The sequence below is a fragment of the Mycolicibacterium chlorophenolicum genome (assembly GCF_001044235.1).
GTDB classification, from domain to species: domain Bacteria; phylum Actinomycetota; class Actinomycetes; order Mycobacteriales; family Mycobacteriaceae; genus Mycobacterium; species Mycobacterium chlorophenolicum.
The window spans coordinates 649,615-665,673 of sequence record NZ_JYNL01000064.1; the positions used below are offsets into that span (position 1 = coordinate 649,615).

The window sequence follows — 16,059 nt, forward strand, 5'->3', positions numbered from 1 at the left end:
CCGCTACGGTTTCGGCGTGACCTCGACGCTCGGCGGCAGCGGCGAGGGCTCCGGCTGCGTCGAACGACGGACGATCGTGAAGGCGACCGCTCCCCCGGCCAGCACCGCCACCGTGATGCCGGCGGCCACCAGCCGCGGCCGGCGGCGGCGCCGCGGCGTGCGCGCCCTGTCCAGGGTCTCGGGCAGGTTCGCGATGGCCTCCTGCGCCGAGGCGAGTTCCGCCTTGAGCTGGCGGGCGACCTGACTGGTGCGGTAGCGCTCACCGACCCAGGACGCCGAGGACCGCACCGAGTCGACCCCCAGACCGACCGCTCCCCTGGTGACGTCCACCGGCCCGACCGTCGAGTACTTCAGGCCGCGGCTCAGCCGCTGGCTCGGGGTCAACCGGACTCGGGTCTTGGAGCTCATGGCCCACCTTTCTCGGCAGCGCGTGACTGGGACCTTCAGCCTGCCATCTCCGCCAACCCCACGGTGCCCGGTTGGGGGTCGGAGGCGGCGTGGCACACTGACTTCCCGTGACGAGTCCTCTTCAGACCGCGACCGCGACCCTGCACACCAACCGCGGCGACATCAAGATCGCCCTGTTCGGTAACCACGCGCCCAAGACGGTGGCCAACTTCGTCGGCCTGGCCCAGGGCACCAAGGACTACAGCACCGAGAACGCCTCGGGCGGCTCGTCCGGCCCGTTCTACGACGGCGCGGTGTTCCACCGTGTCATCGACGGTTTCATGATCCAGGGCGGCGACCCGACCGGCACCGGTCGCGGCGGCCCCGGCTACCAGTTCGCCGACGAATTCCACCCGGAACTGCAGTTCGACAAGCCCTACCTGCTGGCGATGGCCAACGCGGGACCGGGCACCAACGGCTCGCAGTTCTTCATCACGGTCGGCAAGACGCCGCACCTGAACCGTCGCCACACGATCTTCGGCGAGGTCGTCGACCCCGAGTCGCAGAAGGTCGTCGACGCGATCGCCACCACCGCGACCGATCGCAGCGACCGCCCGACCGATCCGGTCGTCATCGAGTCGGTCACCATCTCCTAGCGATTTCGGCGTCGTCGGTCACGCCAGGCGCGACCAACGACACCGAAATCACGCTGCGGCGCCGCGCGCGAAGCCGGCGTCGGTCAGCGCGTCCAGCACGCGCAACGGGTCGCTGCCCAGGTCCCACCGGCTGAGCACCAGCAGGCGGTCGTCGGTGGTGTCGATCTCCAGCAGACGCATGGTGCGACCGATCCGGCGGAACTCCGTGATGCGGATAAGGCTGATGTCCGGGCGTGCCAGCCGCCTCGTGGTGAACCACCCGCGGTACACCAGCACGTCGCCGTCGATTGCCAGTTTCGGCCGGGCGCGCCACGACACGACCGCAAACGCCAGCAACCCCACCGCCGCAATGCCGATGAGGATGCGCCCCGGCACGTCTGTGACCAGCGTCACAACGGCGATTCCGAGCAGGATGCCCACTGCTGCGGCGCCGGCGATGCCTGCCGTCGGCGGGCCCCAAGATGTTTGCTGAGCGGTCAACTCACACACTCCTACCGCGCCGAACGGGGTTATCCACAGGTGCTATCCCCAATGGGGATGAATCACATCGATGTGATCCGGTGTCCGCAGGGTTGCGAGCAGGGGAACGCCGGGGGTCGAGATGTTCGTCACATCCGGCTCCGCAGCGGGTCAGCGCCAGCGCATCGTGAGCAACAGCCCCGTGATCATGAAGGCAAACGCGATGCCGTAGTTCCACACGTTCAGATTGCTCATCCACTGCAGGAAGCTGGGCACGTCCGGGCCGCTGCCCGCGAGCTGGAAAACGATCAGCCAGACGAGCCCGATGAGCATCAGGCCGACGAACAGAACGACGAACCAGACGCTGGACGGACCGGCCTTGACCTTGACCGGAGTCCGGCTCACCGGATTGATGGTGAAGTCGTTCTTCTTGCGGACCTTGGACTTGGGCATGGGTACCTTCGGACGATCGGTGCGACGATATGTAGGTCAAAGCCTAACGCAGCGACGAGCAGCACCGACGCGTGAGGAGACCGAACCGATGAAAGCCCGTGACGCAACCGTGCGCCGGCGGTCGGCGTGGCGGTTCGGGGTGCCGGTGGTGTGCGCGGCGGCGGGCCTGCTGCTCGGCGCCACACACGGGGTGTCCGGTGGCGACGAGATCCGGCGCAGCGACGCCCCCCGGCTTGTCGATCTGGTGCGCGAGACGCAGCGCTCGGTCGACCGGCTGACCGCGGAGCGGGACGCACTGGCGCCGCAGATCGAGAATCACCACGGCGGCTCCCCCACCGCGGCCGCGGCGCTGGCCGCGATCACGCGTCGTGCCGATGCGCTGGCCCCCGAGGCCGCGCTGACGCCGCTGCGCGGCCCGGGCCTGGTGGTCACCCTCAACGACGCGCAACGCGACGCTCAGGGCCGGTTCCCGCGCGACGCGTCGCCCGACGACCTCGTCGTGCACCAGCAGGACATCACCGCCGTGCTCAACGCGCTGTGGAGCGCCGGCGCAGAGGGCATCCAGATGCAGGACCAGCGTCTGATCGCCACGTCGGCGCCCCGCTGCGTGGGCAACACGCTGCTGCTCAACGGCCGCACCTACAGCCCGCCATACGTGATCACCGCGATCGGGGACGCCGCCGCGATGCAGCGCGCCCTGGCCGCCGCCCCGCTGGTGACGCTGTACAAGCAGTACGCGGTGCGATTCGGCCTCGGCTACACCGAGGAGACCCGCGACGTCGAACTCGTCGGGTACACCGCGCCGGTGCGGATGAGGTTCGCCGAGCCGATCGGTCCGCTCGGCTACTGAAGGCCCGGCGGTAGCCTGGGCACATGCAGGTTCTGGTCGTCGACAACTACGACAGCTTCGTGTTCAACCTCGTGCAGTATCTGGGTCAGCTCGGGGTAGACGCGCAGGTGTGGCGCAACGACGACGACCGCCTGGCCACCGATGCCGACATCGCTTCAGTCGCAGAAGAATTCGACGGGGTGCTGCTCAGCCCCGGCCCGGGTACCCCGGAGCGGGCCGGCGCATCGATCCCCCTGGTCAACGCGTGCGCGGCAGCGGCGACGCCGCTGCTCGGCGTCTGCCTGGGGCATCAGGCCATCGGCGTCGCGTTCGGCGGCACCGTCGACCGCGCCCCGGAACTGCTGCACGGCAAGACCAGCACCGTCTTCCACACCGACAGGGGAGTGCTCAAAGGGCTGCCCGATCCGTTCGTCGCGACGCGCTACCACTCGCTGACGATCCTGCCGGGCACCGTGCCCGACGAGCTGGAGGTCATCGCCCGCACCGAAGGCGGCGTGATCATGGGCGTGCGGCACATCGAGCTGCCGATCCACGGTGTGCAGTTCCACCCGGAGTCGATCCTCACCCAGGGCGGGCACCGGATGCTCGCCAACTGGCTCGCCGAGTGCGGCGCCGCCCCCGCCGAGGCGTTGGTCGCCCGCCTCGAGAACGAGGTCGCGACCGCGGTGGCGGCCGCTACGACGCGAAGCTCAGCGTGATCCGCGAGCCGTAGGTCACCGCGGTACCCGGGGCCGGGCTCTGGGTGACGACGGCGTTGGTCCGCTGACCGCTGTTCTGCACGTCGGCGCCCTTGTCCAGGGAGCCCGTCCAGCCCAGTGCGCGCAGCCGCGGTTCGGCGTCGGTCCAGAACTGGCCGGTCAGGTCCGGCATCACGAACTGGTTGCCGCGGGAGACCTGGATCTGGATCACGTTGTCCTGCGGCACGGTCTGGCCCGCCGCCGGATCGCTGCCCATGATCTGCCCGGCGGCGGTGGTGCTGTCGACCTCGACCGGAACGGTCTTGGTGAACCCGGATGCGGACATGATCTGCTGGCACACCTCGATGGTCTGCCCCACGCAGTCGGGTACGACGGCCGTCGACGGGCCCTTGCCGATGACGATGGTGATCTCGTTGGTGATCGCCGAGGTCTGGTTGGCCGGCGGCACCGTCGACAGCACGCGGTCGCGCTGCTCGGGCAGCGACGCCGACGTGGTCTGCCGGAAGCGGCTGAAGCCCGTGTCGGTGAGTTTCTTGACCGCGTCGCCGTAGCTCAGGCCGGACACGTCGGGCACTTCGCGCTGCTCGGGTCCCGTCGACACGTTGACGGTGATCTCGTCGCCGGCGCTGACGGAGGAGTTGGCGGCCGGATCGGTACTGATGACGTGATCGGGCGGCACTTCCGAATCGGTGTTCTTCGCCACCGTGGTCTTGAAGCCGAGGTTCTGCAGGGCGGCGATGGCGTCCTCGGAGACCTGACCGCGCACATCGGGCACCTGGACGTCGCGGGTCTCGCCGCCGAACATGTTGATCGCGATGGTGACCACCACGGTCAGCACGGCCAGCACCGCGACCGCGATCAACCAGCGGCCCACCGATCCGCTGCGCTCCTTGGCGATGTATCGGGGCTGGTGATCCACCGGGTCGGTGCGCAGGTGCGCGGGACTCGACGACAGCAGCGACGTGCGCTCGGCGTCGGTGAAGATCTTGGGGGCGTCCGGCCGTTCCCCGCTGTGCACCTTGACCAGGTCCGCGCGCATTTCGGCGGCCGTCTGGTACCGGTTGTCGGGGTTCTTGGCGAGCGCCTTGAGCACGACGGCATCGAGGTCGGGGGAGATGTCGGCATGCCGCGCGGACGGCGGCACCGGGTCCTCCCGGACGTGCTGGTAGGCCACCGCGACGGGGGAATCGCCGACGAACGGCGGTTCGCCGGTGAGGATCTCGTAGAGCACGCAGCCGAGCGAGTACACGTCGGAACGGGCGTCGACCTTGACGCCGCGGGCCTGTTCGGGGGAGAGGTACTGCGCGGTGCCGATCACCGCGGCCGTCTGGGTGACCGGGTTGCCGGCGTCGGCGATGGCGCGGGCGATGCCGAAGTCCATCACCTTCACCGCACCGCTCTTGCTGATCATGATGTTCGCGGGCTTGACGTCGCGGTGGATGATGCCGTGCTGATGGCTGAAGTTCAGGGCCTGGCAGGCGTCGGCGATGACCTCGATGGCCCGTTTGGCCGGCATCGGGCCCTCGGTGTGGACGATGTCGCGCAGCGTGACGCCGTCGACGTACTCCATCACGATGTAGGGCAGGGGACCCGTCGGGGTCTCCGCCTCGCCGGTGTCGTACACCGCGACGATCGCCGGGTGGTTGAGCGCCGCGGCGTTCTGCGCCTCGCGACGGAACCGCAGGTAGAAGCTCGGGTCCCGGGCCAGGTCGGCACGCAGCACCTTGATCGCGACGTCGCGGTGCAGGCGAAGGTCGCGTGCCAGGTGGACCTCGGACATGCCACCGAAGCCCAGGATCTCGCCGACCTCGTACCGGTCGGACAGGTGCTGTGGGGTCGTCATCGCAACATCAGTTCTGGCTGGGGCGCACCGCGGGCGGCGGCGCGTGGACAGGGGGTCGTATTACCCACAAACGGGCGTTTTCATGATCGACGATGGCCGCGGGCGCGGCGGCCGGCGTCTCGGAGGTGCCGCTCTGCGACGGTGTCTCGGTGACCGTCGGGGGCGCGGGCGCGCGGTCCTTGCGGTCCTGCGCGTTGAGCACGATCAGGATCGCGATGACGATCGCGAGCGCGCCCAGCACGCCGGCGGCCCACAGCAGCGCCCGCTGACCGGACGAGAACGTGCGTCGCGCCGGCGGCGCCGAGCGGTGGTGGCTGCCGGTGGTCCGGGTGCGGGAGGTGGCGGCCGGGGCGCGGCCCGTCGGCTCCGCGGGGCGGGGCGCGATGGTCGGCTTCACCGCGGCCGGCGCGGCGCGACCGATCGAGGGTGCGGCGTTGGGTCGGGGCGGGCGCCGGCCGGCGCGCACGGCGGCCACGGCGTCGGCGAACGGGCCGCCCGACTTGTAACGCATGCCGGGGTTCTTCACCAACGTGATCTCGATCAGCTCGCGCACGTTCGGCGGCAGGTCGGCCGGCAGCGGGGGAGGGTTCTCCTTGATGTGCTTCATCGCGACGGTCAGCGCGCCGTCCCCGGTGAACGGTCGTTTGCCCGAAACCGCTTCGTAGCCAACGACTCCCAACGAGTACACGTCGCTGGCCGCGGTCGCGTCGTGCCCGAGGGCCTGCTCCGGCGCGATGTACTGCGCGGTGCCCATCACCATGCCGGTCTGGGTCACCGGGGCCGCGTCGACGGCCTTGGCGATACCGAAGTCGGTGAGCTTCACCTGCCCGGTCGGGGTGATGAGGATGTTGCCCGGTTTGACGTCGCGGTGCACCAGGCCCGCGGTGTGCGCGACCTGCAGCGCGCGGCCCGTCTGCTCGAGCATGTCGAGCGCGTGCCGCAGCGACAGCCGGCCGGTGCGCTTCAGGACGGAGTTCAGCGGCTCGCCGTTGACGAGCTCCATCACGAGGTAGGCGGTACGGCCCTCGCCGTCGATGTCGGTCTCGCCGTAGTCGTAGACGCCGGCGATGCCCGGGTGGTTGAGCATCGCGACCGTGCGGGCCTCGGCGCGGAACCGCTCGACGAACTCCGCATCGGTGGAGTACTCGGCCTTGAGCACCTTGATCGCGACACGTCGGCCCAGCCGGGAGTCCACGCCTTCCCACACCTGGCCCATGCCGCCCGTGGCGATCAGGCGCTGCAGCCGGTACCGGCCCGACAGCGTCACTCCCACGCGCGGACTCATTGCTCGCCTCGCTTCGCTCGACTTCGCGGACTCACGAGGCCTCCCTCAACGCCGCCGCGATCGTCGCCCGCCCGATCGGCGCGGCCAGCGCGCCACCGGTCGCCTCGAGGCGGTTCCCGCCGTTCTCGACCAGCACCGCCACTGCGACCTTGGGTGCCTGAGCAGGCGCGAAGGCGATGTACCAGGCATGCGGGGGCGTGTTGCGCGGGTCAGTGCCATGCTCCGCAGTGCCGGTCTTGGATGCGATCTGCACGCCGGCGATGGCTCCCTTCTGCTGAGTCACCTGCTCGGCGGCGACCATCAAGTCCGTAAGTGTATCTGCGACCTGCTCGGGCACCGCTCGCCGCTCTTCGGTCGGCACGGTGGTGGCGATGTTCGCGAGGTCGGGTCCCTTGAGGCTGTCGACCAGGTACGGCTGCATCGTGATCCCCTTGTTCGCCACGGTCGCGGCGACCATCGCGTTCTGCAGTGGAGTCAGGGCGACGTCCTTCTGGCCGATGCTCGTCATCCCCAGCGCCGCGGCGTCCGGGATCGGACCCAGCGTCGAATCGGCGACCTGCAGCGGAATCGCCGGCGGGGGCACGTCCACCCCGAATCCCTGCGCGACGGTGCGCAACCGGTCCGCGCCGGTGTTGACGCCCAGCTGGACGAACGCCGTATTGCAGGAGTGCGCGAACGCGTACTGCAGCGTCGCCGTGGGCCCGCCGCCGCACGATGATCCGCCGAAGTTCTCCAGCGTTGCGGTGCTGTCGGGCAGGGCGATCTGCGGGGACGCGGTCAGCTGCGTGTCGGGTGTCGCGCCGGACTGCAGCGCCGCGGCGGTGGTGAGCACCTTGAACGTCGACCCGGGCGGATACGTCTCGGAGATCGCGCGGTTCAACAGCGGTGAGTCGGGATCGTCGCGCAGCCGCTGCCACGCCTGCGACTGCTCGGCCACGTCGTGGGTGGCCAGCAGATTGGGGTCGTAGGAGGGTGCGGACACCATCGCCAGGATCTTGCCGGTCGAGGGCTCGAGCGCGACCACGGCGCCCTTGCACGGGCCGTTGCAGCCCTTCTCCATCGAGTCCCAGGCGGCCTGCTGAACCTCGGGTCGGATCGTGGTCGCGACGTTGCCGCCGCGGGGGTCGCGGCCGGTGAAGAAGTCGGCGAGCCGGCGCCCGAACAGGCGCTGGTCCGAACCGTTGAGGATGGTGTCCTCGGCGCGTTCCAGACCGGTGCTCGAGTAGCTCAGCGAATAGAACCCGGTCACCGGCGCATAGGCCAGCGGATTGGGATACACGCGCAGGAACCGGAAGCGGCCCTCCGTCGACACCGAGTACGCGAGCAGCTGCCCGCCCGCGGAGATCTGGCCGCGCTGGCGGGAGTACTCGTCGAGCAGCACCCGCTGGTTACGCGGATCCGACCGCAGTCCGTCGGCGGTGAACACCTGCGTCAGGGTGGCGTTGGCGAGCAGCAGCACGATCAGAGCCATGATCATGACGGAGATGCGGCGCAGGGAGGTGTTCATACCTTCTCGATCACCTCGGTACTGGCCGCCGCGATCGGACCCGGCGGAAGCGAGCGGCCCTCCAGGGGCCGGCGGGCGTTGTGGGAGATCCGCACCAGGATTGCCAGGAGTAGGTAATTGGCCACCAGCGACGAGCCGCCGTAGGACATCCAGGGGGTGGTCAGGCCGGTCAGCGGGATGAGCTTGGTGACGCCGCCGACAACGATGAAGAGCTGGATCCCCAGCGTGGCCGCCAGGCCGGCCGCCAGCAGCTTGCCGAAGCTGTCGCGCACGGCGATCGCGGTGCGCATGCCGCGGATCACCACGATCGTGTACAGCAGCAGCACGGCCGCGAGACCGACGAGCCCGAGTTCCTCGCCCACCGCGGCGGTGATGAAGTCCGTGGAGGCCGCCGGCACGGTGCCGGGCTGGCCGTTGCCCAGCCCGGTGCCGAAGATGCCGCCGGTGGCGAAGCTGAACAGCGACTGCACCATCTGGTAGCCGGCGCCGTCGGGATCGGCGAACGGGTCGCGCCACGTCTCGACGCGCACGCGGACGTGGTCGAACACGAAGTACGCCGCGACGCTGCCGACGGCGAACAGCGTCAATCCGAGCACTACCCAGCTGAACCGCTCGGTGGCGATGTACACCAGCACCAGGAACGAGGCGTACAGCAGCAGCGAGGTGCCGAGGTCCTTCTCGAAGATCATTACGCCGATCGAGGCGATCCACGCGGCCAGCAGCGGTGCCAGATCCCGCGGCCGGGGTAGGTCCATGCCCAGCACGTGCTTGCCGGCACTGGTGAACAGGCTGCGCTTGGACACCAGGACCGCGGCGAAGAAGATCAGCAGCAGGATCTTGGAGAACTCTGCGGGCTGAATCGAGAAGCCCGGCAACCGAATCCAGATCTTCGCGCCGTTCTGTTCCGACATCGAGCGCGGCAGGATCGCGGGGATGAGGAGCAGGATCAGACCGGTCAGCCCGCACACGTAGCCGTACCGGGACAGCAGCCGGTGGTCGCTCAGGAAGACGACCACGAGGGAGAACCCGATGACGCCGACCAGCGTCCACAGCATCTGCTGGTTGGCGGTGCCGCCCAGACCGCGGGCGGTGGGTTCACCCGTGGCGAGGTCGAGGCGGTGAATCATGACCAGCCCCAAGCCGTTCAGCAGGGCCACGACCGGGAGCAGCAGGGGATCGGCGTACGGCGCGAAGCGCCGCACGGCCAGGTGCGCGCCGGCGAACAGCGCGAGGTAGGCGACCGTGTACTGCGCGAGATCCCAGCGCAGACCCTGCTCCTGGTTCGCCTCGACGAGCAGCAGCGCGATCGTGGTGATCAGCGCGGCGAAGCCGAGCAGCAACAGTTCGGCGTTGCGGCGGTTCGGCAGTGCCGGCGTGACCTTCACCGGGGACTGCGGTTGTGTCGTCATGACACTTCCCGGCAGTTCGTTCCCGGTTCAGGTGGCGGGGGCGGCAGCGCCGTCACGGTGGGCGACGGGGTCGGCGACGGAGTGGGTGCCGGTGCGGGACCGGGCGGCGCGGGCGACGACGTCACGGTGCGCGGCGTCTCGGGCGCGGGCGGGGGAGCCGAGGTGCGTGAATCACCGCTGGGCGCAGGCGTTCCCGGGGCAGGCGTGGTCGACGGACGCGGCGGCGGCGCGGACGACGTCGGCGGACGGCTCGACGTGGCGGGGGAGCGCGGCGCGCAGACCGGGAGCACCGAACTGCGGGACAGTTCCTCGATCTGACCGATGGCGTCGTCGAGGGTGCCCGAGGGGAGACCCGCGATCACCTGGGCGCGTTCGGAGGGACGCATGTCGTCGACGCCGAGCAGCCGGCAGCCCAGGTTGTCGCGCGACTGGTCGGCGCTGATGAGGGACAGCTCGTTGCGGGCGTTCAGGCAGCCCAGCAGATACGGCTCCTGGAGAGAGATCCCGAGAAAGGAGCCCTGAACACCACGCATGATCGAGACGATGCCGTCGTGTTCGCTGACGTAGTAGTTGTTGCGGACGATTTCACGGGCGACCGCCAAGCCGGCGAGGACCGCCAGCACCAGCACCGCGGCCGCGAGGTAGATGCGGCGTCGCGAGCGTGGACGCGGCGGGGGTTCCTCGGGTTGCGGCACAACACGTTTGGCGGTGTTGCGTTTCGGATTGAACGCCGACGCCCGGCCCGCCGCGGTGTTCGGCGGCGCGCTCTGGTCGTCGTCACCGGAAACCGCGCCGGCCAGGATCGGCTGGGTCTGGCCGTAGTCGTGGGAGTTGACGTCCACCACGTCGGCGACCACCACGGTCACGTTGTCGGGGCCGCCGCCGCGCAGCGCCAATTCGATGAGCCGGTCGGCACTTTCGGCGACGTCGGGGATCTGCAGCGCCTCGGCGATGGTGTCGTGGCTGACCGGATCGGACAGGCCGTCGGAGCACAGCAGGTAGCGGTCGCCGGCGCGGGCCTCGCGCATGATCAGCGTCGGCTCCACCTCGTGACCGGTGAGCGCCCGCATGATCAGCGAACGCTGCGGATGGCTGTGCGCCTCTTCCGCGGTGATGCGTCCCTCGTCGACCAGGGTCTGGACGAAGGTGTCGTCCTTGGTGATCTGGGCGAGTTCGCCGTCACGCATCAGGTAGCCGCGCGAGTCGCCGATGTGGGCCAGGCCAAGACGGTTGCCCGCGAACAGGACTGCGGTGAGCGTGGTTCCCATGCCGTCCAGCTCGGGGTCGGCCTCGACGTGCGCGGCGATCGCCGAGTTCCCCTCGCGTATCGCGGTATCGAGCTTGCTGAGCAGGTCGCCGCCCGGCTCGTCGTCGTCGAGGTGGGCCAGCGCCGCGATCACCAGTTGAGACGCCACCTCGCCGGCGGCGTGGCCGCCCATGCCGTCGGCGAGCGCCAGCAGCCGGGCCCCGGCGTACACCGAGTCCTCGTTGTTGGCGCGCACCAGCCCCCGGTCGCTGCGGGCCGCGTATCGGAGCACGAGGGTCACGGGCGCAACTCGATCACCGTCTTGCCGATCCGCACCGGTGTGCCCATCGGAACTCGTACCGCCGTCGTCACCTTCGCCCTGTCGAGGTATGTACCGTTGGTCGATCCTAGGTCCTCCACGTACCATTCCGGACCTCGCGGCGAGAGCCGGGCATGGCGCGTCGAGGCGTAATCGTCTGTCAGCACCAGAGTGGAGTCATCGGCGCGGCCGATCAGCACCGGCTGGGTGCCCAGCGGGATGCGTGTGCCTGCCAGCGCACCCTCGGTGACGACGAGCTGACGGGGGACGTTGCGTGCCCGGTTGGGCAGTAGCGACCCGCGCAGCGCCAGCCCGCGGCGGACCATCACCGCGCCGGTGGGCGCGTAGATGTCGGTGCGCAGGATGCGCAGCACCGACCAGATGAACAACCAGAGCAACAACAGGAAGCCGACGCGCGTCAGCTGCAGTATCAGCCCCTGCATCCGACGTCCTCTCCGTCCCCGCCATGCTCCTCGCGCAAGCGCTCGTCGGCGTCCCTGCGGCACCGCCACCATACGTGGGCGGCGGTCGACGTGAGGACCACGCGACCGCTACCCCCGTGCGTGCGAGCCTCAGTGAACGCGGACGATGATCTCGGAGTGGCCCAGCCGGATGACGTCGCCGTCGGCCAGCTGCCACTCCTGGACCGGCGCGTTGTTCACCGTGGTGCCGTTGGTGGAGTTGAGGTCTGACAATAGCGCCACCTGGCCGTCCCAGCGGATCTCCAGGTGCCGACGGGACACCCCCGTGTCGGGCAGGCGGAACTGAGCGTCCTGGCCGCGGCCGATCACGTTGGCGCCTTCGCGCAACTGGTAGGTCCGGCCGCTGCCGTCGTCGAGCTGCAGCGTCACCGTCGAACCCGCCGAGGGGTACTCACCCTGGCCGGCTCCGTAGCCGGCGCCGTAGCCGCCGGCTCCATAACCCTGCTCACCGTAGCCCTGCTCGCCGTAACCGGCCGGGGCCTCGCCGCCATAGCGGCCGTAGTCGGGCTGGCCGTACTCCTGACGGCCGTAGTTCTGGCCGCCGCCGTAGCCGCCCTGATCCGGGTAGCCACCCTGGTCGGGGTAGCCGCTCTGATCGGGGTAGGACGGGCGGGCCGGCGGACGACCGTAGTCGTAGTCACCGGCGGGCGCGCCGTAGCCCTGCTGACCGCCGCCGGGAGGCGGACCGTATCCGCCGGGCGCGGGCCGGTAGCCCTGGTCCTGGTAGCCGCCCTGCGGCGGGCCGTAGCCGGCCGGGGGACGCTGCTCGTAGGACGGCGGGGGATAGCCCTGGTCCGGGTAGCCACCCTGATCCGGGTAACCGCCCTGGCCGGGGTAGCCGCCCCGCGGGGGGTAGCCCTGATCGCCGTGCGGCGGGTAGCCGCCCTGGTCGGCCGGCGGGTAGCCGCCTTGGTCCGCGGGCGGGTAGCCACCCTGATCGGCGGGCGGGTAGCCGCCGCGCTGATCGTCCGGGCGGTTGTACCGGTCGTCCTCGGGACGGTTGTAGTAGTCGTCCCCAGGCCGGCCCGGCCCCTGGCCGCCGCGGTAGGTCGGATTGTCGCTCATCGCTGGTACTCCTGGTTCTGCGTGGGACGAGAGGTCTCGAGGTGGTGGGGCGGGTACGCCCGTGGTCGAGTCGGGATTGACCACACCGCGCGCGCGAAACTGTCCGGTGTGCAGGTCGGGCGATTGCTCGAATCGGACAACCACCTCACCATACGTTTGCCATCTGCGCTCATGGATGTAGCCCTCCAGGTGCTTGGCGAACGTGGTCGGGGTGATGTCCGGGTCGGCACTCACCTTCTGATAGTCAGGCACACTGAGGGTAATGACGTAGTCGTTCGGTGCCAAAACGCGGCCGCCGTGCACCTCACGGGCGCCGGAGTCGGCTTCACGTCGTAACAGCGACTCGACCTCGGCCGGGACGATCGATCCGCCGAACACCCGGGCGAACGCGTTGCCGACCGAGTCCTCGAGCTTGCGCTCGAAACGATCGACCAGACCCATGTCCCCGATCGCCTCCCTCGACAACGAAATGCAGCCAGCGTGTCGGCTGGCAGCGATGCTTGCATGCATGGTATCGGCCACCTGTACCCAGACGTGACCAACAGAACTCTGAGAATCACGTCCCCGCAGGTCAGGTGCGCGCGCACTGCCGTTTTGGCGTTCTGCGGGGTGCCCAAGTACGGTTGGAGCGCGGGTCGGCCTGCGTGATAGGCTGCCCCGGTTGTTTCGGGCGAGTGGCGGAATGGCAGACGCGCTGGCTTCAGGTGCCAGTGTCCTTCGGGACGTGGGGGTTCAAGTCCCCCTTCGCCCACCACGAGGAGTTCTACGAACTCCGACGACAGAGGTCACGAACCAGAAATGGTTCGTGACCTTTTGTCTTGGTGAGCGCTCTCTCTGACGACGACGGCCACCAATGCTTCGCCGAGGTCTTTTCGCGTTGCGGCTGCGACGACGGGGTCGCCGGTGGAGGCGGCCAGGATGCCGGTGCGGCGTGGGCCGCCCAGGGATTGCAGGTAGTTCTCGATGTACCAGGTATTGCGCACGATCGTGTAGGTCAGCGCATCCTCGGTGGCTTTGTGGACGGGCGTTGATGGGGAAGCGGCCTCGATCACCAATAAGTGCTGGGCGAGGCGATCGGGGTCGCTGCCGGAGATCACCGATATCGCGGTGACGATCGACCAACTCGGCGATTTTCTCGGTGTCAGCGAAATCCATTGCTGCGAAACCGAACCCGGCGGACGACAGCTCGTCGAGCCGCGTTGCGGCCGACTGCGGTGATTGATCCCAAGGGGGATCGAGTGCTCAGGCGCGGTCATGGAGAGTGACCTGGTAGCCGTTGGGGTCGGTGAACGTGAATGTCCGGCCGAAAGGACCGTCGAACGGATCGACGACGATGGTCGTGCCGCCTGCAACGAGGGCGTCATGGATCGCCTGCACGTCGGTGGCGTGCAGCCAGAGCGCGACGCCGATGCCGGGTTGATCGATGGTGTCGAGGTCAACCCCCTCGACGACGTCGCGCAGCGCGAAAGCGATCGGTGTGGTGTCGAAGACCACGGCGTGCGGGGGTCCCGCGGGTGAGCGGACGAGTCCGAGGTACTGCTCGCAGAACGCCTGGGCGGCGTCGAGGTCGCGAACTTGCAGAGAAATGAAATCGGGGCCGGTTACGGGCATTCGGGTCTCCTTCGCGTATGTGTCAGTTATCTGACATGACTAAAGGTATGTCAGACTACTGACATGAGTCAAGGCGACGTCGGGATCGATCTGGAAAGTTCAGTGGGATACCTGCTCAAGGAGACGTCGACCGCACTGCGGCACGCGATGGAAGAAGTGTTGCGCCCCTTGGGGATGACGGTGACCCACTACGCCTGTCTGGAGCTGCTGGCCCAGCGGCCGGGCCTGTCGAATTCTGAACTCGCGCGTCGCGCGTTCGTCACCCGTCAGTCGATGAACGTGCTGCTGCAAGCCTTGGAACGAGACGGCGACGTCACACGTCCGGCCCACGCGGCCGTCGGAAAGGTCCTGCCCGCGCAACTGACGGCGCGCGGTCGGCGATCACTGGACACCGCCAGCGCCGCCGTCCGCGCCGTCGAACTGCGCATGCTCTCCGACCTCACTGATAGTGAGCAGTCGGCCGTCGCGCACATCCTCCGCAAAATGGCCCAATCCCTACACAGCAATGCGCACTGACACGAGACCTCCAGGCCGGCGACGTAAAGCCGTTCAGCGCTAAGGACCTGACCATTGCGCGCGCGGTGACCGCAGCGGCTGTGAATTCCTTGGGCACACCGGGGTGAGGACTTGCACGCGATTGCTGGCATGTCATTCCAGGAGGACACGCACGGCTCCAGGGCCGACTTCCACGAGATCGATTGTCTCAGTGCTGCATTTCGAGGTGTGAAGGGATGTGCGGCCGCTCAGGCCGCTTGGTCGCCGGGTGGTGCGGGTCCGCCGGGTTGGGCGGGGTCGTCGGCTGTGGTGGGTGGTTCTGCGTCGGTCGGTGCGAGCGGCTCAGCCGTTGCGGCGTGCGGGGCGGTTGCCGGTGGTTCGTCGTCGTCGGGTGGGCGCAGGAGTGCTTCGGGGCGGTGGTGGGTGTTGACGCGGGTTTGGCCGGTGTCCAGGTGCGGGGGTGGGGTCCATTCGACCTCGTGACGGGTGTTCATCGCGGTGCTCCAGCCGCCGTCTTTAACCGCGCGGTTGTCTGGGGGGCAGGCCAACCCGAGGTCGTTGACGTTGGTGAGCCCGCCGGCGGCCCAGTCGGTGGTCGCGTGATGGGCCTGGGCGCCGTAGGCGCCGACGGTGCAGCACGGTTTCGTGCACCCGCCGTCGCGGGCGATGAGCATGATCCGCTGCGCCGGCGAGGCGACGCGGCGGGTGCGGAACAAATCCAGGGCGGAGCCGGTGGCGCGGTCGAACACCGCCAGGTAGTGGTTGGCGTGCCCGGCCATCTTGATGACGTCGCGGATCGGGAGGCGGGTGCCGCCGCCGGTGACGCCGATCCCGGCCCGGGATTCCAGGTCTTGGAGGGTGGTGCGGATGATCACCGACACCGGTAGGCCATTCAATTGACCGGCCTCGCCGCTCATCAACGCGATACGCCCGACGGCGAGCAGGGCGTCGTGTTGGCGTTGGGCCAGGCTGCGGTGATCGTTGTCGATCTGGGCTTGCGACGGTGTCCCGGAGGTGCAGGGTTGCGGGTCGTCGGGGTTGCACATGCCCGGCGCGGCGTATTTGGCGAACAACACTTCCCAGACCGCCCACGCTTCGGGGGTGAGCCGGGCGGCCAGATCGGTCATTGCATCCCGGCGCTGCTGGTGTTTGGTCACGCCGCGGGTGCGGGCCCGTTCGTGCTCGTCGGGTTCGGGTCCGTCCTGGTCGAGCAGGAACAACCGCTGATCGGCGGCGTCTTTGACCGCGCTCGGGCCGGCCCCGACCGCGTCGCGGACCAGGTCGACCTCGAACT

At 69.1% G+C, this 16,059-nt stretch carries 16 protein-coding genes, 1 tRNA gene and 1 pseudogene; 5 read left to right on the forward strand and 13 right to left on the reverse strand.

The genetic code is table 11. From position 1 onward, the window contains the following. Positions 1-3: 3 nt before the first annotated feature. The gene (gene cwsA / locus MCHLDSM_RS25420) at positions 4-408 is read right to left on the reverse strand and encodes a cell wall synthesis protein CwsA (protein ID WP_048472523.1); all 405 of its coding nucleotides are present in this window, start codon (positions 406-408) and stop codon (positions 4-6) included. A gap of 107 nt (positions 409-515) precedes the next feature. Between cwsA and MCHLDSM_RS25425 the strand changes: the two genes are divergently transcribed. Beyond that, the gene (locus tag MCHLDSM_RS25425; protein WP_048420436.1) at positions 516-1,043 is read left to right on the forward strand and encodes a peptidylprolyl isomerase; all 528 of its coding nucleotides are present in this window, start codon (positions 516-518) and stop codon (positions 1,041-1,043) included. Positions 1,044-1,091: 48 nt separating this feature from the next. Here the strand turns inward: MCHLDSM_RS25425 and MCHLDSM_RS25430 are convergent, their stop codons facing one another. Both MCHLDSM_RS25430 and crgA read right to left on the reverse strand, forming a co-directional pair. Then, entirely contained in the window at positions 1,092-1,463 is a 372-nt protein-coding gene (locus MCHLDSM_RS25430) for a PH domain-containing protein (RefSeq protein WP_234714182.1), read from the reverse strand. A gap of 210 nt (positions 1,464-1,673) precedes the next feature. Beyond that, positions 1,674-1,955, reverse strand: a complete 282-nt coding sequence (gene crgA / locus MCHLDSM_RS25435; RefSeq protein ID WP_048472524.1) for a cell division protein CrgA — start codon at positions 1,953-1,955, stop codon at positions 1,674-1,676. An 88-nt stretch (positions 1,956-2,043) separates the two neighbouring features. Between crgA and MCHLDSM_RS25440 the strand changes: the two genes are divergently transcribed. Both MCHLDSM_RS25440 and MCHLDSM_RS25445 read left to right on the forward strand, forming a co-directional pair. Continuing rightward, positions 2,044-2,805 (forward strand): DUF881 domain-containing protein, encoded by a 762-nt coding sequence (locus tag MCHLDSM_RS25440; RefSeq protein WP_048472525.1) that lies wholly within the window; start codon positions 2,044-2,046, stop codon positions 2,803-2,805. A gap of 23 nt (positions 2,806-2,828) precedes the next feature. Beyond that, positions 2,829-3,503 carry an aminodeoxychorismate/anthranilate synthase component II gene (locus tag MCHLDSM_RS25445; RefSeq protein ID WP_048472526.1) on the forward strand — a complete coding sequence of 225 codons (675 nt, stop codon included), beginning with the start codon at positions 2,829-2,831 and terminating at the stop codon, positions 3,501-3,503. On the opposite strand, the gene pknB is transcribed toward MCHLDSM_RS25445, so the two are convergent. The 7 genes from pknB to MCHLDSM_RS25480 all read right to left on the reverse strand — a co-directional run bounded on the left by pknB (position 3,481) and on the right by MCHLDSM_RS25480 (position 13,100). After that, the gene (pknB, locus tag MCHLDSM_RS25450; protein WP_048472527.1) at positions 3,481-5,346 is read right to left on the reverse strand and encodes a Stk1 family PASTA domain-containing Ser/Thr kinase; all 1,866 of its coding nucleotides are present in this window, start codon (positions 5,344-5,346) and stop codon (positions 3,481-3,483) included. The genes MCHLDSM_RS25445 and pknB overlap by 23 nt on opposite strands. 7 nt (positions 5,347-5,353) lie before the next feature. Beyond that, entirely contained in the window at positions 5,354-6,631 is a 1,278-nt protein-coding gene (locus MCHLDSM_RS25455; RefSeq protein WP_048472528.1) for a protein kinase domain-containing protein, read from the reverse strand. Between the two features lie 31 nt (positions 6,632-6,662). Continuing rightward, a complete protein-coding gene (pbpA, locus tag MCHLDSM_RS25460) occupies positions 6,663-8,138 on the reverse strand; it encodes a D,D-transpeptidase PbpA (RefSeq protein WP_048472529.1) in 1,476 nt (491 codons plus the stop codon). Further along, entirely contained in the window at positions 8,135-9,547 is a 1,413-nt protein-coding gene (locus tag MCHLDSM_RS25465; protein WP_048472530.1) for a peptidoglycan glycosyltransferase RodA, read from the reverse strand. The genes pbpA and MCHLDSM_RS25465 overlap by 4 nt, the downstream gene beginning before the upstream one ends. Next, complete coding sequence (locus MCHLDSM_RS25470) at positions 9,544-11,094, reverse strand: PP2C family protein-serine/threonine phosphatase (RefSeq protein ID WP_048472531.1); 1,551 nt, start codon at positions 11,092-11,094, stop codon at positions 9,544-9,546. Before MCHLDSM_RS25470 ends, MCHLDSM_RS25465 begins: the two co-directional genes overlap by 4 nt. Continuing rightward, the gene (locus MCHLDSM_RS25475; RefSeq protein ID WP_048472532.1) at positions 11,091-11,555 is read right to left on the reverse strand and encodes an FHA domain-containing protein FhaB/FipA; all 465 of its coding nucleotides are present in this window, start codon (positions 11,553-11,555) and stop codon (positions 11,091-11,093) included. Before MCHLDSM_RS25475 ends, MCHLDSM_RS25470 begins: the two co-directional genes overlap by 4 nt. 129 nt (positions 11,556-11,684) lie before the next feature. After that, positions 11,685-13,100, reverse strand: coding sequence for an FHA domain-containing protein (locus MCHLDSM_RS25480; protein WP_048472533.1), 1,416 nt, complete (start codon positions 13,098-13,100; stop codon positions 11,685-11,687). Positions 13,101-13,327: 227 nt separating this feature from the next. Between MCHLDSM_RS25480 and MCHLDSM_RS25485 the strand changes: the two genes are divergently transcribed. Further along, positions 13,328-13,413: transfer RNA gene (locus MCHLDSM_RS25485), tRNA-Leu, on the forward strand. A gap of 31 nt (positions 13,414-13,444) precedes the next feature. Here MCHLDSM_RS25485 and MCHLDSM_RS25490 read toward each other — a convergent pair. Continuing rightward, positions 13,445-13,915, reverse strand: a complete 471-nt coding sequence (locus tag MCHLDSM_RS25490; RefSeq protein ID WP_131722693.1) for a Rossmann-fold NAD(P)-binding domain-containing protein — start codon at positions 13,913-13,915, stop codon at positions 13,445-13,447. Continuing rightward, complete coding sequence (locus MCHLDSM_RS25495) at positions 13,902-14,270, reverse strand: VOC family protein (protein WP_048472535.1); 369 nt, start codon at positions 14,268-14,270, stop codon at positions 13,902-13,904. Before MCHLDSM_RS25495 ends, MCHLDSM_RS25490 begins: the two co-directional genes overlap by 14 nt. A gap of 63 nt (positions 14,271-14,333) precedes the next feature. Between MCHLDSM_RS25495 and MCHLDSM_RS25500 the strand changes: the two genes are divergently transcribed. Next, positions 14,334-14,786 carry a MarR family winged helix-turn-helix transcriptional regulator gene (locus MCHLDSM_RS25500; RefSeq protein ID WP_048472536.1) on the forward strand — a complete coding sequence of 151 codons (453 nt, stop codon included), beginning with the start codon at positions 14,334-14,336 and terminating at the stop codon, positions 14,784-14,786. Positions 14,787-15,013: 227 nt separating this feature from the next. On the opposite strand, the pseudogene MCHLDSM_RS25505 reads toward MCHLDSM_RS25500, so the two are convergent. Beyond that, positions 15,014-16,033, reverse strand: a pseudogene (locus tag MCHLDSM_RS25505) (DUF222 domain-containing protein); the annotation flags it as partial. Positions 16,034-16,059 lie beyond the last annotated feature (26 nt).

Excerpts from the sequence above, each read along its gene's own strand:
- pknB (WP_048472527.1), bottom strand. The coding sequence starts at position 5,346 with ATGACGACCCCACAGCACCTGTCCGACCGGTACGAGGTCGGCGAGATC.
- MCHLDSM_RS25440 (WP_048472525.1), top strand. The coding sequence starts at position 2,044 with ATGAAAGCCCGTGACGCAACCGTGCGCCGGCGGTCGGCGTGGCGGTTC.
- crgA (WP_048472524.1), bottom strand. The coding sequence starts at position 1,955 with ATGCCCAAGTCCAAGGTCCGCAAGAAGAACGACTTCACCATCAATCCG.
- MCHLDSM_RS25445 (WP_048472526.1), top strand. The coding sequence starts at position 2,829 with ATGCAGGTTCTGGTCGTCGACAACTACGACAGCTTCGTGTTCAACCTC.
- MCHLDSM_RS25455 (WP_048472528.1), bottom strand. The coding sequence starts at position 6,631 with ATGAGTCCGCGCGTGGGAGTGACGCTGTCGGGCCGGTACCGGCTGCAG.
- MCHLDSM_RS25495 (WP_048472535.1), bottom strand. The coding sequence starts at position 14,270 with ATGCCCGTAACCGGCCCCGATTTCATTTCTCTGCAAGTTCGCGACCTC.
- pbpA (WP_048472529.1), bottom strand. The coding sequence starts at position 8,138 with ATGAACACCTCCCTGCGCCGCATCTCCGTCATGATCATGGCTCTGATC.
- MCHLDSM_RS25490 (WP_131722693.1), bottom strand. The coding sequence starts at position 13,915 with ATGACCGCGCCTGAGCACTCGATCCCCCTTGGGATCAATCACCGCAGT.
- MCHLDSM_RS25500 (WP_048472536.1), top strand. The coding sequence starts at position 14,334 with ATGAGTCAAGGCGACGTCGGGATCGATCTGGAAAGTTCAGTGGGATAC.
- MCHLDSM_RS25480 (WP_048472533.1), bottom strand. The coding sequence starts at position 13,100 with ATGGGTCTGGTCGATCGTTTCGAGCGCAAGCTCGAGGACTCGGTCGGC.
- cwsA (WP_048472523.1), bottom strand. The coding sequence starts at position 408 with ATGAGCTCCAAGACCCGAGTCCGGTTGACCCCGAGCCAGCGGCTGAGC.
- MCHLDSM_RS25475 (WP_048472532.1), bottom strand. The coding sequence starts at position 11,555 with ATGCAGGGGCTGATACTGCAGCTGACGCGCGTCGGCTTCCTGTTGTTG.
- MCHLDSM_RS25465 (WP_048472530.1), bottom strand. The coding sequence starts at position 9,547 with ATGACGACACAACCGCAGTCCCCGGTGAAGGTCACGCCGGCACTGCCG.